The organism is Polynucleobacter sp. VK25, from assembly GCF_018687355.1.
Taxonomy (GTDB): Bacteria; Pseudomonadota; Gammaproteobacteria; order Burkholderiales; family Burkholderiaceae; genus Polynucleobacter.
In genome coordinates this window covers 1333904-1349668 of the sequence record NZ_CP061288.1, presented here as the reverse complement: position 1 = coordinate 1349668, position 15765 = coordinate 1333904, and the positions used below count along the sequence as shown (strand labels likewise).

Annotated in this window: 16 protein-coding genes; 12 read left to right on the top strand and 4 right to left on the bottom strand. The window is 45.6% G+C overall.

Annotation, left to right across the window (positions count from 1 at the left end; translation table 11 throughout):
• Positions 1 to 25 precede the first annotated feature (25 nt).
• The 11 genes from frc (AOC21_RS06770) (at position 26) to AOC21_RS06720 (ending at position 11035) form a co-directional block, all read left to right on the top strand.
• Positions 26 to 1276, top strand: a complete 1251-nt coding sequence (gene frc / locus AOC21_RS06770) for a formyl-CoA transferase (protein ID WP_215391251.1) — start codon at positions 26 to 28, stop codon at positions 1274 to 1276.
• Positions 1277 to 1358: 82 nt separating this feature from the next.
• The gene (locus AOC21_RS06765; protein ID WP_215391250.1) at positions 1359 to 1787 is read left to right on the top strand and encodes a PAS domain S-box protein; all 429 of its coding nucleotides are present in this window, start codon (positions 1359 to 1361) and stop codon (positions 1785 to 1787) included.
• A 139-nt stretch (positions 1788 to 1926) separates the two neighbouring features.
• A complete protein-coding gene (gene frc / locus AOC21_RS06760; RefSeq protein WP_215391249.1) occupies positions 1927 to 3174 on the top strand; it encodes a formyl-CoA transferase in 1248 nt (415 codons plus the stop codon).
• Position 3175: 1 nt separating this feature from the next.
• Positions 3176 to 4108, top strand: coding sequence for a methionyl-tRNA formyltransferase (locus tag AOC21_RS06755; RefSeq protein WP_215391248.1), 933 nt, complete (start codon positions 3176 to 3178; stop codon positions 4106 to 4108).
• Positions 4109 to 4180: 72 nt separating this feature from the next.
• Positions 4181 to 5998, top strand: a complete 1818-nt coding sequence (locus AOC21_RS06750; RefSeq protein ID WP_215391247.1) for a caspase family protein — start codon at positions 4181 to 4183, stop codon at positions 5996 to 5998.
• Positions 5999 to 6210: 212 nt separating this feature from the next.
• The gene (locus tag AOC21_RS06745) at positions 6211 to 6963 is read left to right on the top strand and encodes a transporter substrate-binding domain-containing protein (RefSeq protein ID WP_215391246.1); all 753 of its coding nucleotides are present in this window, start codon (positions 6211 to 6213) and stop codon (positions 6961 to 6963) included.
• A gap of 20 nt (positions 6964 to 6983) precedes the next feature.
• A complete protein-coding gene (locus AOC21_RS06740; protein WP_215391245.1) occupies positions 6984 to 7643 on the top strand; it encodes an amino acid ABC transporter permease in 660 nt (219 codons plus the stop codon).
• Positions 7640 to 8368: an amino acid ABC transporter ATP-binding protein gene (locus AOC21_RS06735; protein ID WP_215391244.1), complete on the top strand. Its 729-nt coding sequence runs from the start codon at positions 7640 to 7642 to the stop codon at positions 8366 to 8368. Before AOC21_RS06740 ends, AOC21_RS06735 begins: the two co-directional genes overlap by 4 nt.
• A gap of 2 nt (positions 8369 to 8370) precedes the next feature.
• Positions 8371 to 9042, top strand: a complete 672-nt coding sequence (locus AOC21_RS06730; RefSeq protein WP_215391243.1) for an amino acid ABC transporter permease — start codon at positions 8371 to 8373, stop codon at positions 9040 to 9042.
• Between the two features lie 58 nt (positions 9043 to 9100).
• Positions 9101 to 10540, top strand: coding sequence for an amino acid permease (locus tag AOC21_RS06725; RefSeq protein WP_215391242.1), 1440 nt, complete (start codon positions 9101 to 9103; stop codon positions 10538 to 10540).
• A 6-nt stretch (positions 10541 to 10546) separates the two neighbouring features.
• Positions 10547 to 11035: a cupin domain-containing protein gene (locus tag AOC21_RS06720; protein ID WP_215391241.1), complete on the top strand. Its 489-nt coding sequence runs from the start codon at positions 10547 to 10549 to the stop codon at positions 11033 to 11035.
• A gap of 13 nt (positions 11036 to 11048) precedes the next feature.
• On the opposite strand, the gene panC is transcribed toward AOC21_RS06720, so the two are convergent.
• The 4 genes from panC to metG form a co-directional block, all read right to left on the bottom strand.
• Complete coding sequence (gene panC / locus AOC21_RS06715) at positions 11049 to 11900, bottom strand: pantoate--beta-alanine ligase (protein ID WP_215391240.1); 852 nt, start codon at positions 11898 to 11900, stop codon at positions 11049 to 11051.
• Complete coding sequence (locus tag AOC21_RS06710; protein ID WP_251371613.1) at positions 11897 to 12748, bottom strand: ScpA family protein; 852 nt, start codon at positions 12746 to 12748, stop codon at positions 11897 to 11899. Before AOC21_RS06710 ends, panC begins: the two co-directional genes overlap by 4 nt.
• A gap of 28 nt (positions 12749 to 12776) precedes the next feature.
• On the bottom strand, positions 12777 to 12965 hold the full coding sequence (locus AOC21_RS06705) for a DUF3460 family protein (protein ID WP_215320373.1): 189 nt from the start codon (positions 12963 to 12965) through the stop codon (positions 12777 to 12779).
• Between the two features lie 103 nt (positions 12966 to 13068).
• A complete protein-coding gene (metG, locus tag AOC21_RS06700) occupies positions 13069 to 14739 on the bottom strand; it encodes a methionine--tRNA ligase (RefSeq protein ID WP_215391238.1) in 1671 nt (556 codons plus the stop codon).
• Between the two features lie 172 nt (positions 14740 to 14911).
• On the opposite strand from metG, the gene AOC21_RS06695 reads away from it, so the two are divergent.
• Positions 14912 to 15754: a formate dehydrogenase accessory sulfurtransferase FdhD gene (locus AOC21_RS06695; RefSeq protein ID WP_215391237.1), complete on the top strand. Its 843-nt coding sequence runs from the start codon at positions 14912 to 14914 to the stop codon at positions 15752 to 15754.
• The last annotated feature ends 11 nt before the right edge of the window (positions 15755 to 15765 follow it).

The following is a 15765-nucleotide window of genomic DNA, read 5'->3' as shown; positions in this document are numbered from 1 at the left end:
AAGAAAGACTTAAGGAGAAACACACATGACTAAACCATTAGACGGTATTCGCATTATTGACTTCACACACGTACAAGCAGGTCCTGCATGTACTCAGTTGTTGGCTTGGTATGGCGCTGACGTAATCAAAGTAGAGCGTCCAGGTTCTGGTGACGTAACTCGTAGCCAATTGCGCGATATTCCAGGTGCAGATGCTCTGTACTTCACTATGTTGAACGGCAATAAGCGTTCATTGACTCTCGATACTAAGACTCAAGAAGGTAAAGAAGTTTTAGAGAAGATGATCAAAACTTCTGACGTGATGGTTGAGAACTTTGGTCCAGGCGCTTTGGATCGTATGGGATTCTCTTGGAAGCGTATCCAAGAATTGAACCCAAAAATGATCATGGCTTCTGTAAAAGGTTTTAGCGATGGCCACTCATACGAAGACTTAAAGGTATACGAGAACGTTGCTCAGTGTGCTGGTGGTGCTGCTTCAACAACTGGTTTCTGGGATGGTCCTCCTACTGTTTCTGCTGCTGCTTTGGGCGACTCTAATACTGGTATGCACTTGGCAATCGGTATCTTGACAGCGTTGATGCAGCGTCAAAAAACTGGCAAAGGTCAAAAAGTATCTTGCTCAATGCAAGACGCAGTATTGAACTTGTGCCGTGTAAAGTTGCGCGACCAACAGCGTTTGGACAAGATTGGTTACTTGGAAGAGTACCCACAGTACCCACACGGTTCATTCACTGACGTAGTTCCACGTGGCGGTAACGCTGGTGGTGGCGGTCAGCCAGGTTGGGTGTTGAAGTGTAAGGGTTGGGAAACAGATCCAAACGCATACATCTACTTCACTATTCAAGGTCACGCTTGGGAGCCAATTACTAAAGCTTTGGGTAAACCAGAGTGGGCAACTGATCCAGCGTACATGACTGCTGAAGCTCGTCAAGACAAGATTTTTGACATCTTCGCAACCATCGAAGACTGGCTCAAAGACAAGACTAAGTACGAAGCTGTGGACATCCTCCGCAAGTTCGATATTCCATGTGCTCCAGTTCTCTCCATGAAAGAATTGGCTGCTTCACCTGACTTGCGTAAGAGCGGTTCTATCGTTGAAGTGGACCATAAAGTACGTGGCAAGTATTTGACTATCGGTAGCCCAATCAAGTTCTCTGATTTGGAAATCGAAGTTGGTCCATCACCAGTATTGGGTGAGCACACTGACGAAGTATTGGCTGATCTTGGCTATAGCGCTGATGACATCGCTAAGTTACACACAGCTAAAGCAGTTTAATAACAAGTAACACTGGCATTAATTCGAAGGCGCTCCTAGTGAGCGCCTTTTTTATTCATCCAAAACTCTATAGACTGATCATATGAACACCAATATTGATTTACACCAGTTAGTAGAGTGCGTAGGCGATGCGATTGTGGTCGCTGATGCCAACGAAAAGATCGTGCTGTGGAACCCTGCAGCCACTCGCATCTTTGGATATTCCGAAGAAGAGGCCTTAGGAAATACTTTGGACCTTATTGTTCCTGAACGTCAACGCCAGAGACACAACGAGGGCTATAGCCATTCCATGGAGACTGGCACAACTCGTTATGGTGCTTCATTGTTAAAGGTGCCGGCTAAGCACAAGGATGGCAGGACTATATCGATTGCCTTTACTGTCGGAATGCTCTTTGATGCTTCCGGGAAGGCTAATGGGGTAGTGGCCACCATTCGTGATGAAAGCGAGCGTTTTGCGCTAGAAAGAGCCCTTAACAAGCGCCTGTCCGATCTTGAAAACTCCCAGAAATAGCCGCATATAGACCTTAACAAGAGTAAATGCAGGTTTCAGCGGAATTCATGCCCAAAAAACGGGCAGGGCTCAATTTTCCCTATTTCCCACTGGTAAAATTGCCTTAATTCAAAATTTCATTCTTATTAGGACTTAAATCATGGCAAAAGCACTAGAAGGGGTCAAAATCCTCGACTTTACGCACGTTCAATCTGGGCCGACTTGTACGCAGTTGTTGGCTTGGTTTGGTGCAGATGTGATCAAAGTAGAAAAATCGGGCGAGGGTGATGCCACTCGTAGTCAATTGCGTGATATCCCTGACGCAGATAGCTTGTATTTCACGATGTTGAACCATAACAAGCGCTCCATTACCGTGAATACCAAAACCCCAAAGGGTAAGGAAATTCTTGAGCGTCTCATTAAAGAGTGTGATGTCTTGGTCGAAAACTTTGCACCAGGGGCACTCGATCGTATGGGTTTTTCTTGGGAACGTATCCAAGAGTTAAATCCAATGATGATCATGGCTTCGGTTAAGGGATTTGGTCCTGGACCATATGAAGATTGCAAAGTGTATGAGAACGTAGCGCAATGTGCTGGCGGTTCTGCATCTACTACTGGTTTTGATGATGGCCCTCCGATGGTGACTGGCGCACAAATCGGCGACAGTGGAACAGGTTTGCACTTAGCATTAGGTATCGTCACAGCACTCTACCAACGTACTCACTCTGGTCGCGGTCAGAAAGTATTGGCAGCAATGCAAGATGCAGTATTGAACTTGTGCCGCGTGAAGTTGCGCGATCAACAGCGTTTAGAGCGTGTTGGTTTGATGCAAGAGTACCCACAGTTCCCGAACGGCGAGTTCGGTGACGCTGTACCCCGCGCCGGCAATGCTTCTGGCGGTGGTCAGCCTGGCTGGATTGTGAAGTGCAAGGGTTGGGAAACGGACCCGAACTCATATATATATGTGGTGGTACAGGCACCAGTGTGGGAAGCGATTTGTAAAGTCATTGGCCATGAAGATTGGATTACGGATGTGCGTTTTGCATCACCAATGGCGCGCTTGCCGCACCTCATGGAAATTTTCGGCGAGATCGAAAAGTGGACTATGACCAAGACAAAGTTTGAAGTGATGGATATATTGAATAAATATGACGTTCCATGCGGTCCAATCTTGTCCATGAAAGAAATTGCTGAAGAGCCTGCATTGCGCGCTACAGGCACAGTGGTTGAGGTGGATCACCCAATTCGTGGCAAGTATTTGACTGTTGGTAATCCAATTAAATTGTCAGATAGCCCAACTGATGTTGAGCGTTCACCGTTACTCGGCGAGCACACTGATGAGATCCTTAGTGAATTAGGTTACTCAACTGATGAGTTGATTTCTCTCCGTCACGATAAGGTGATCTAAGATGCGGGTTGCTTTGATTGGGAGTGCGGATTTTGGTAAAGCGGCTTTAGAAGCTTTTTTAGATCGTGGTGACGAACTCGTTGCCATTTTCTGCCCACCCGATAATCCTAAATCAAGCAAACCTGAAGTCTTAAAAGAAGCTGCGCTTGCAAGGGGCTTAACCCCCTTGCAGTTCCCATCCCTAAAGGGACCAGAGGCTGCTCAGGCGATGATTGATGCCAATGCGGATATCTGCGTAATGGCTTATGTAATCCAGTTTGTGCCGCAAGAACTCTGCAAAATTCCTAAGCACGGCACCATTCAGTATCACCCATCATTGCTACCTAAATATCGTGGTCCCAGCGCTATCAATTGGGCAATCGCATTGGGTGAAGAGAAAACGGGTTTAACCATCTTCCGTCCATCCGATGGCTTAGATGAAGGCGAAGTGATTTTGCAAAAAGAAGTAGCTATTGGACCTAATGACACCTTAGGCAAGATCTACTTTGATCATTTATTTCCAGTAGGCGTAAAGGCTTTGCTAGAAGCTGCTGACTTAGTAGTCGCAGGCAAGCACCAGGAAATTGTTCAAGATGAATCCCAGGCAAACTATGAAGGTTGGTTTGATGCCAACGCTGCGCAGATTCATTGGGCGACACACATCAGTCAAATCTACAATCTCATTCGTGCATGTAATCCAGCGCCTGGTGCATGGACTAAGTTTGGCGAGCAAAAGGTTCAGATCTACGATTGCCACAAACATGTAGCTGCTACCTTTGGCGCTGTTAAAGGCAAGCCTGGTGAAGTGACTCAGATCACACTCGATTCTTTCTTCATTACTTGTCACGGTGGGCAAATTGAAGTGTTGAAAGCTAAAGGTGCTGGGGCTAAGGTTACTGGCGCTGAATTGGCTAAAGAACTCAATCTAGAAGTAGGGCAGTTCTTCACTTTGTAGTTATTTCTGGGGCCAATTGATATTTTCTTATAACAATTGGAATTTATTTGGGCTTAGCTTAGTATTGCTGCTATGAGTCAAAATAATAAAGTATTCATCCTGGATCGAAGGGCTGCATTAAAGACCTATGGCGCTCTAATTGCCGGGCTTTTTCTTAATCCAAAATCAGTATTTGCTAGTGACGTCGTTATCAACGGACCGCGCTCGGGATTAATTATCGGAAATAGCAAATACCCTGATAGCCCCCTCACTAATCCTGCTAATGATGCGGCTGCAATTAGCAAGGAATTAAATTTACTTGGTTTCAACACATCCCTTCTGATGGATGCAAGTTTAAAAAACTTAAAAAGTGCCATTCAAAAATATACTGATCAATTAAATAAAGAAAAATCGGTTGGCCTGTTTTATTACGCTGGACATGGAGTGCAGTTGGGCTGGAGAAACTACTTGGTGCCGGTAGATGCAGAAATTGACCGGGTAGACGACATCCCAAAGCAAGCCTATGAATTGAATGTCATGCTTGCGGCGCTCACTAAGGCCCAGAATCCAATGAATATTATTATTTTGGATGCGTGCCGCGACAACCCATTTGGGAAAAAGATGCCCATTGAGCAAAAGGGCTTAAGTCAGTTTGATGCACCACCCAATTCAGTGCTTTGCTATGCCACCGCTCCGGGTAACGTGGCAAGTGATGGATCAGGAACCAATGGGCTTTTTACTGAAAATCTCTTGCGTGAAATGCGCAACCCCACGGCAAAGATTGAAGATGTAATGAAGCGGGTGCGTTTGAATGTACGTCTGGCCTCAAAGGGGCAGCAAATTCCTTGGGAAAGTACATCGCTGGAGAATGACTTTTACTTCAACTCAAAGGGTGTGGACCCTCAATATATAGAGGCTCAGGTTAAAGAAACGCTAGCTAGTCTTAAGCCGCCTCCAATTCAAGCTCCTAAGGTTGCAGTTACTGCGCCTATAACTCCAGTTGCTGCGCCTACGATAGCGGCTGCTGCGCCTACAGCCCCGGTTGCCGCACCTACGATACCCGTGGTGAGTCAAGTCGCAATAGAGGCTCAACCCATCTTATCTGCCCCTACTATCCCTGTGGCTGATGTCACTAAAAAAGCAAGCGATGAGGAAAAGGAACGCCGCTTTAAAGAAGAGCTAGCATTGTGGGAAAAGGCTGCGGCCGATCCATCTCCTAAGTTGGTAGAGGACTACCTTCAAAAATATCCTGATGGGTCCTTTTCACAGTTGGCTCAAGTGCGGCTGGATCAATTGCTCGCGAAGAAGGGTGAGAAAAAAGTACAAGTGGTCAGCTCTGCTGCAAATCCATTTTCAAAAGGAAGCGCTTCTATAGTGGGTACGTTCTCGGTGGGGGATAGCTATTCCTTTGAAGTTAAGGATCTGCTCACTGAATTAGTAAAAGGCTCGCATACCGATGTTGTAACTGAGGTGAGTGAGCAGAAGATTACTTTTAATCAAGGTGAGCGCATTATTGACTCGCTTGGTAATGACTTAAAGTCTAAGAGCTCACGTTTTTTATCGCCCGCACAATTCTATCCAGCGGAATTTGAGGTAGGCAATAAGTGGAATACACGCTATGGATGGGTGTTGGGTAACGGCGTGCAATCAGAGATTCAGTTAGATTTCGTTATTAAAAATAGATCCGAATTTAAGTCCAAGCTTGGCCTATTTAATGCGTATGAAGTAGTTGGTATGGGTTATGCAGAAGGCGGATCTAGATTTGATATGAAGTATCTCATCGATCCTGACAAGTGTTCGCAGCCCCTGGTATTTGAAATGATCTCTACAAACCGAAGGAATAATCGCAGAGGCCTTTTGAATAGGGTTGAGTTAATAGCCTATTCTCAGAAAAAAGTGAAATTTGCTTAGCTAAAAGGTTGTGATTGATCAGCTTACTTCGCAAGCATTCTTTTTTGAGATTGCGAAGCAGTGGGCTCCAAAAGCCGTCAATATTTAAGATAAACAAGACATACGAAAACCACCCTCGGATGGTTTTTGCCAATAGCCCAAACCCAGTTTTTATGTGCTATTGTATTTTCTGAGCTGCCGCCCTCTGATCTTTCACTACAAGGATTTTGTCTATGAAACACCGATTTTTGCTATTACTGATATGTGCCCTAAGTCTGGGAATAGTTGCCTGCTCTAAGGGAACTAATTCAAGCGAAATTAAGGTAGCTGTATCACCTGCATCACCACCAATGCTATTTGATCAAAATGGTCAGATTGTTGGTGTCGATATGGATATTTTCCAGGGCTATTGCAAATCTCGTGCCTGCACTTTAAAAGTAACTCCTTATGATTGGCAGGGAATGCTTGGTGCTGTTTCAAGCGGTCAAGCCGATGTTGCCTTTTCTGGTATCTCAATCACGGATAAGCGCAAAGAGGCGATGGATTTTTCTCAGCCTTATTACGATAACTCCTGGCATTTGGTAAGTCTTAAAAGTAAAAATATCAAGATTACAGATTTAAATCAGCTCAAGAAATATTCGATTGGCTACCCGCGCGGTATGGCTTACGATGACTTGATCAGAAATGAGCTCGAGCCTAAGGGCTACTACTCTCTAAGCAAGGTAAAGCTTTATCCCTCCTATGCTGAGGTAGTGACAGATCTACAGAATGGAAATATTGATTTGGCATTTATTGAAGAGCCTGTGCTCTTGAATTATGAAAACAAGCTGAAGCTTCCTTTGGAAAGTGCTTATGTATTTAAGGGTTACGACAAATTAGGATTTGCCTTTGCCAAAGGCTCCAAGTTGCGTGATGACTTTGATAAATACTTAACAGAGCTAGGGCCAGAAAAAATTCAAGCGATCTTAGATAAGTGGATGAAGTAATCCGCTAGCAAAAGGTTGTCATGAGTCTTTTAGATATTCTGCTGGAGCTATGTAAGGGTGTTGTTTACACCGTTATCGTGACACTGGTTTGCAGTATGACCGGCCTTGTTGTCGGTCTACTGCTTTCTAGTTTGCATAGACTCTCTATCAGAAGCGTTTCATTTCTGATTGATATCTACACTTATATCTTTAGAGGTGTTCCAGTACTCGTTCTGTTATTCATGGTGTACTTTGGTCTTCCCGGAATAGGCATTAAGCCACCACCCTTAATGGCGATGGCGCTTAGTTTGGGTTTGGTGGCTGGCGCCTATTTAACAGAAGTCTTTCGTGGAGCATTTAATTCAGTCGACCCAACCGAGATAGTTGCTGCACAAGCAATGGGTATGAGTCGTATCCAGGTGCTTCGTTATATTGAGATTCCGCAGATGCTCCGCTTTGCCATTCCCGGCATGGTCAATGAATTTACCTCTGTCCTGAAATATTCCCCTTTTGCCTATACCGTTGGTATTCCAGAAATCACCAAGGAAGCCATGACATTGACAGCCAATACCCTCAAGGGAATTGATGTTTATCTGATGGTTGGAGTACTTTACTTTGTGATTTATCGGATTTTGTTATTAGGGGTTCAACTCATTCAAAAGCATTATGAGATTCCAGAAATGAAAGAAGCTGCGGTATGACGGTCATCACCATCCGAGACCTCACTAAGAAATTTGAGGGTCAAGCAGTGCTTTCAGGGATTAATCTGGATTTACAGCAGGGCGAAGTGAAAGTCCTGATGGGTTCATCTGGTAGCGGTAAATCAACCCTCTTGAGGTGCTTAAATCGCTTGGTAGAGCCTACCTCCGGATCAATTCAATTCAAAGGTAATGAGATCCTCGGCCCCAATGTAGATGTGCGGCAATTGCGCAAGCAGATTGGCTTTGTATTTCAGCAATTTGCTTTGTATAGCCATCTCACCGTATTGGACAATGTTACATTAGCATTGCGTAAGTTAGAGGGCATGGGGCTCAAAGAGGCGAATGAAAAGGCCTTGCATGAGTTATCTCGATTTGAGATGGCTCCCCATCAAAATAAATATCCTTCTCAGTTATCGGGCGGACAGAAGCAGCGTGTTGCTATTGCAAGAGCTTTAGCAATGGACCCGGCCGTATTGCTACTGGACGAGCCAACCTCAGCACTGGATCCCATCATGTCTCGTGATGTGGGTGATCTCATTAACAGCCTTCATCACAATGGGATCACCATGATTTGTGTAACCCATGATCTAGGTCTAGCAAGCGCTATTTCAGATCGGGTGCTATTTTTGGACAGGGGTGTGATTCGCGCAGATGAACGCATTGAAGTTCTTGCCAACAATCATTCCGATCCAGAGCTACAAGCTTTTTTTGGTAAGAGAGAGTAGGCATGACGGGGTCTTGGAGCGGTTTTGAACGCGATCTTCTTGAGCAGATGCCCCTCATACTGGCGGGACTTGTAAATACACTTCAATTAGCGGCTGTCATTAGCGTTACGGGATTTTTGTTGGGCGTTGTTGTCTTTTATCTGACGCTCAGTAAGAATGCCTTCATCCGTAATGCCATTAATGGGTACATTTCCTTTTTTATTGGCATGCCTTTGATCGTGCTCTTGTTCTTGATGTACTACGGACTCCCTCAATGGGGGGTTCGACTTAATCCATTTACGGTAGCGGTGATCGGATTTACCCTTAATGTAGCTGCATACAACGCTGCATATCTAAAGACGGCATTTAATGGGCTGGATAAGACCCAGTTAGAGGCTGCTAGAGCACAAGGCTTTAAGTCCTCGCAGGTATTTCGCTTGATTACTCTGCCGCAAGTATTGCGTACCTCTGTACCAGCATTAACCAATCAAGTAATAGGTAATCTCAAAGACAGCTCGATTACGTTCTTGATTCAGTACACCGAGTTCTTTGCCCGCATGCAGGAGCTGGCTTCCACTAATTTTCAGTTCTTCAAAGCCTACTTACTCACCGCTTTAGTATATTTACTCTTAGTTTCCGTCATAGTCTTGGTTGCTAGAAGGATTGAGCGACGGGTGCTAATACCGATTAATTGAACTTAGCTAAATATAGCTAAAGACAGCTAAATTCATTTTCACCAGAACTTGGACTTGTATGGAAAGTAATCATAAATTAGAGCGTGGTTTAGGTCAGCGACAAATTGAAATGATCGCTATCGGCGGCTGCATTGGTACGGGCTTATTTATGGGGTCTGGCAAGACCATATCCATTGCTGGCCCAAGCATCATTTTGATTTATGCCGTCATTGGCTGTATCTTATATTTTGTGATGCGAGCGATGGGGGAGTTACTCCTATCGAACCTCAATTACAAATCCTTTGTTGATTTTTGTGAGGACTTGTTGGGGCCGTCAGCAGGATTCTTTATGGGCTGGACGTATTGGTTTGCCTGGATCGTCGCTGCGATTGCTGAGATTATTGCGATTACTGGCTATATCGCGTTCTGGTGGCCTAACTTACCCCCTTGGATCTCTGCTCTTTCTGTTGTGCTTTTATTGCTCACTCTGAATATTCTTAGTGTTAAAGCATTTGGGGAGCTAGAGTTTTGGTTGGCCATTATCAAAGTGGTCGCCATTATTAGTCTGATTGCTCTCGGGATTTACTTATGTATTACCGGCTTTGTTTCTCCGAGTGGAGTTACCGCTCATATCAGCAATCTATGGTCTTACGGAGGACTATTTCCTAATGGAGTATCGGGCTTACTGGGAGGCCTACAGACCGCCATATTCGCATTTGCTGGCATGGAAATCATTGGCACCATGATGGCAGAAACAAAGGATCCAGAGCGGATGCTGCCCGATGCGATTCATAAAATTCCTTTCCGCATCATGATTTTCTATATTGGCACTGTCATGGTTTTAATGATGGTGACCCCCTGGGTGGATATCTCTCCTGATGAAAGTCCTTTTGTTGGCATGTTTTCGCTTGTCGGCATGGTGAGTGCGGCAGCCTTGATTAACGGGGTGGTCATTAGTTCGGCTACCTCATCAAGCAACAGCGGTATCTATGCCACATCGCGCATGGTGTATGGCTTAGCAAAGAATCATCATGCGCCAGCAATTTTCGGAAAGTTATCCTCCCATAAAATTCCAACTGGAGGTATCTTTTTTGGAACAGGGCTTGTATTGTCAGCATCCCTGATACTGACAACCACACAGTCCATGATGAGCGCCTTTGAATTAGTCGGCAGCGTAACAGCCATCCTCTTTATTTACATTTGGTCGATGATTTTGCTTTCCTATCTTGCATATCGCAAGCGTCTACCCCAAGCGCATGACGAATCAAAGTTTAAGACCCCTCTGGGTAAAACAATGACTTATGTTGCATTCATATTTTTTGGTATCGTGGTTTATGCCCTAGGACTTAATGAGAACACGCGCATTGCGCTGTACTTCTTGCCATTATGGTTTGTAGTGCTTGGATTCTTCTACTGGTTTAAGACTCGTAGAAGTCTGAATCAGAAGGCATTGATCGCAGCCTTCAAGCAAAAAGTCATCGAGCAAAATGCTGCTGCAAAAATATATAGAGCTCGATAGGAACATATGCAAACAGTGAATTCCTTGGTTGATGATCTCAGGCTTCTGCCGCATCCTGAGGGTGGCTTTTATCGAGAAATGTATCGATCACCAACCATTGTTAGTGCAGATGGCTCAGGACAAAAGAGCGCCTACACCAGTATTTACTACCTTCTTCCAAGTGAAGATTTTTCATCATGGCATCGCATTAAATCCGATGAGACCTGGTACTTTCATAGCGGCTGCGATGTCAGTATCTATTTCTTTGATAAGAATAAAGAACTGCAAACTATTCAATTGGGGCTGGATTCAAAATGCTTACAGGCTACTATTCCTGCCAATACTTGGTTTGCTGCCAAACCCATGCTACAAGACTCGTTTTGCTTGGTGAGCTGTGCTGTAGCACCCGGATTTGAATTTGCGGATTTCGAAATCGGTCAGCGCGATAGCTTGTTAAAAGAGTTTGACCACTCTTTAGATAACATCAAAGCTATTGAAGCCCTAACTAGGGCTTAATCAATCCCTCGATTTAAATCTCAAGGTTATCTATCAAGCGTGTCTTACCAAGCTTAGCTGCCGTCAAAATAACTAGAGGCTCACCAGCTTGTAATTGCTCATTGCTTGCAGGGGCTAAATCGCTTTGCTGACGAATGGCGATGTAATCCGGATGCCAACCACGGTTTGCTAAAGAGGCAACTGCTAATTTCTCAATTTCAGAGATGGTCTTTGCATCGCGTACATTTAAGTCAAGTACGCGCTGGCGCACCTCTTTTAAAGCCTTCATGAGCTCAGGTGCTTCAGCCCGCTCTTCAACTGAAAGGTAGCCATTGCGAGAGGAGAGGGCAAGGCCATCTTCCGCACGAATGGTTTCACCAGGAATGATGTCGACTGGTAGGGCAAATTGCTTAGCCATCTGACGAATAATCATTAGCTGTTGGTAATCTTTTTTGCCAAACACGGCAACCTTAGGCTGCACGCAAGAAAAGAGCTTGAGTACAACGGTGCAAACACCCTTAAAGAAACCGGGGCGGAACTCACCCTCCAGGATGTCGCCTAGCTGTTGCGGTGGATCGACTCGATACTCTTGTGGCTGTGGGTATAGATCTCGCTCAGTCGGTGCAAAGAGGATGTAGACACCTTCTTTTTCCAGTTTATCGATATCTGCCTGCATGGTGCGTGGGTAGCTATCAAAATCTTCGTTAGGACCAAACTGCAAACGGTTTACAAAGATGCTCGCTACTACAGGGTCACCATGCTGTCTTGCTAGACGCATCAATGAAAGATGGCCTTCATGGAGGTTACCCATGGTCGGTACAAATGAAGCGCGGTTTTGACCTCTTAGGTGGTCACGTAATTCTTGTATGTCGCTAATGATTTTCATGCAACAGGCGTGTAGGCAAGGCGCACGTAAATTGGGGCATAAGGCTCAGCTTGAGTAATTTCGACTAAGGCTTCACGTGAGAGCTCAAGCATCGCAATGAAGTTCACGATCACCACCGGTATGCCTTTACCAGAGTTAATGGCTTCTTCAAATAACTCGCTGAACTCTACAAACTTAGTGCTCTGTAAGCGGCGCAAGATGCGGGTCATAAAGTCACGCACCGATAATTCTTCGCGAGTAATGGTGTGATGCTGGGTGAGTTTGGCACGGTGTAAAACATCACGCCAAGCCATTTGCAAGTCTTCTACATTGACGTCTGGCCACGCAATGGCTACGGTAGTATCGACATAGCCATGCGCTACTTGGAAGTCGCGACCTTGTTGTGGGATCTGATCGAGCTCCTGTGCAGCAAGCTTCATGCGCTCGTACTCTAAGAGACGACGCACTAATTCTGCGCGCGGATCTTCTACTTCTTCTTCGCTGTCTGCCTTCTTCATCGGCAAGAGCATGCGAGATTTAATTTCAATCAACATCGCAGCCATGAGCAGATACTCGGCAGCTAGCTCAAGATTGTGATGGCGGATTTGATCAACATAACTCAGGTACTGCTGAGTAACCTGTGCCATTGGAATATCTAGAACGTTGAAGTTCTGCTTACGAATGAGGTACAGCAATAGATCTAATGGACCTTCAAACGCTTCTAGAAAAACTTCTAGTGCATCTGGTGGAATGTAAAGATCAGTAGGAAGCTTAAAAAGTGGTTCGCCATACAGTTTGGCGAAAGCAGCCGACATGCCATCGGTAACCGATGGGGTACTGTCTAGCAAATCCGACATCGGCTGAGCCATAGGCTCATTGCCCGCTGCATTTTCTGAATTAGTCATTCGAGTAAACGTAAGCGCGTTGCTTGAGTTTTGCAGCTTTGGCACGACGCTGGTCTTCAACGCTCAATGGCTCTTTATCCCAAAGCAGGGCACGACCAGCTTGCTGTTCAGCCTCGAGGTTTGGATGCTCGGTTTTGAGTTCAGTTAAGAACTGGGTGATTTCAGATTGATATCTTGCCATGGCGTTTCCTAAAATACTCAATAAATTCAATAACTTATGAAATTAATTCGAAAAGTTACTTAGTGACTACAACCGCCATTATAGGTGCTTTTTAGGGGTATTTTTACAAGTTTGCAGCCAGCAAAGCCTCAATTTGAGGGGCTTCAACCCGGGTCATGAGGTGCTTATAGGGCTTGATAGGGTTCTTGCTGGAGAGCGGGGTATTGATGTCCGACCAAGAAAGAGGCGATAAAGAGAAGAACTCCTCCACTCCAGCGGTGACTTGAGGAATCACTGGCTTGAGATAAAGGCTCAGCATCCGGAACGCCTCAAGGGTAATGCTGCAGACTCTTTGCAAATCGGCTTCACGTTCTGGATCTTTGGCAATTTCCCATGGCTTGTTCTCATCGACAAAGCTATTCACTTTATCTGCAAGTTCCATCACGGTACGCAGTGCTTTAGCGTACTCACGTCCCTCATAGAGTTCAGCAATTTTTTCGCTGAACGATGCGATCTCTTTCAGTAGCGGGTTACTCATGGCTTCATCAGAAACCACGCCACCAAAACGTTTCACTAAGAAGCCAGCGCTACGACTTGCAATATTGATGTACTTACCCAATAAGTCACTATTCACACGCGCAACAAAGTCTTGAAGATTTAAATCTAAATCTTCCATACTGTCATTCAGCTTAGTTGCGAAGTAATAACGGAACCACTCAGGATTGAAGCCACACTCAATCACGCTGTTAGCAGATATAAGTGTGCCACGTGACTTGCTCATCTTCTCACCGTCAACAGTTAAGAAGCCATGTGCAAATACATTGGTTGGCGTGCGGTATCCAGAAAATTTCAGTGTGGCAGGCCAGAACAAGGTATGGAAATACAAAATATCTTTACCGATGAAATGGTATTGCTCAGTAGTGGTATCGGGCTTGACCCACTCATCAAAATTAAGGCCTTTAGACTGGCAATAATTGAGGAAACTAGCGTAATAACCAATCGGGGCATCAAGCCAAACATAGAAGTACTTGCCTGGTGCATCAGGGATCTCAAAGCCGAAATACGGGGCGTCGCGGGAGATATCCCAGTCGCCCAACTTACTTTCGCCTGGCTGACCAACCCATTCTTTCATCTTATTGCGGGCTTCTGGCTGCAAAGGTGTTTTTACCTGCGTCCAGTCGCGTAAGAATTCTTCGCAACGTGGGTCGGATAACTTAAAGAAGTAGTGATCTGAAATCTTTTTGATCGGTGTTGCACCGCTCACTACTGAGAAAGGATTCTTTAAATCAGTAGGTGAATACGTTGCACCACATTTTTCACAGTTATCACCGTATTGATCTTTGGCGCCGCACTTAGGGCACTCGCCCTTAATAAAGCGATCGGGTAAAAACATTTCTTTAACGGGATCGTAAGCTTGCTCAATTGCGCGCTTCTCAATCAGGCCTGCATCGCGTAACTTGATGTAGATATCTTGAGATAACTTTTCATTCTCAGGGCTATCGGTCGTGTAGTAGTTATCAAATGAGATGAGGAAGTTATCAAAGTCACGCTTATGCTCTTTCCAAACATTAGCGATAAGTTCTTTTGGTGTCAGGCCTTCTTTTTCAGCGCGGAGCATGATGGGCGTGCCGTGTGTGTCATCGGCGCCAACGTAATGCACTTCATGGCCACGCATTCTCTGAAAGCGCACCCAAATATCGGTCTGTACGTATTCAACTAGATGGCCGATATGGATCTGACCATTGGCATACGGTAAGGCGGAGGTAACAAGAAGGCGGCGTTGGGAACTGCTCATGTAATGCGGACTTAAATAAGAAGGTCAATAAAAAGGGTAAACAGGTAAATCAGGCACAGCACTCCATTATGCTGGCTTAAGCAATGATTTTAGTCTGCGGTTAAAGTAAAACCCCGTGAAGTCTTCATAAACCCCGATAAACTTCAGTTCAGCCTCACCTTAGAGAGTATTTATGGCAGCAAAACCGACCATTCAGATGTCCCATGCCTCCGTGCCCGTGGTGCATGAGGTCGAGGTCATGGATGAGATGGGGCGTCTTAAAAAGACCTATATTCCCGGTGAGCGCCCTTTAACGATTTACCTAGATAAGCGTGAAGTCGTCACACTCATGACGCTGGGCAGTGCCCCAGAGGCTCTGGTCTTGGGTTATTTGCGTAATCAGCGCCTTGTGGAGTCTCCGGACGATATTGAGAGCATTCAGGTGGACTGGGAGACGGACTCGGCTGCAGTGAAAACCCGTCGGAGTACGGTAGATATTGATGCCCTGACCAGTAAGCGGGTAGTCACGACGGGTTGCGGTCAAGGAACCATGTTTGGCGGCTTGATTGAGGAGATGGATGCGATCCAGCTTCCCGAAGGTCCGGCGCTATCCCAAGAGGCAATAGTTGCCTTGATTGATTCCATTCGGATTCATGACTCGATTTACAAGAAGTCCGGCTCGGTCCATGCCTGTGCAGTTTTTGAGCGAGACGGCAATGAGGGTGTACGCCTTCTGCATTTCATCGAGGATGTGGGTCGGCACAATGCGGTCGACTCGATTTCTGGCTTGATGTGGTTGGCCAATAGGCCTGGCAAGGATTTAGTTTTCTTTACTACTGGACGCCTGACCTCCGAGATGGTCATCAAGGGCGCCCAGATGGGTATCCCTTTCCTCCTGACCCGCTCGGGCGTGACCTTGATGGGTCTTGAGCTGGCGCGCAAGACCAATCTGACCATCCTCTCTCGCTGCTCCGGCAAACACTTTGAGATCTATAACGCCCCGGAGAGGGTCGTTTTTACCCAAAAACCCCAATAAATTCATGGGCA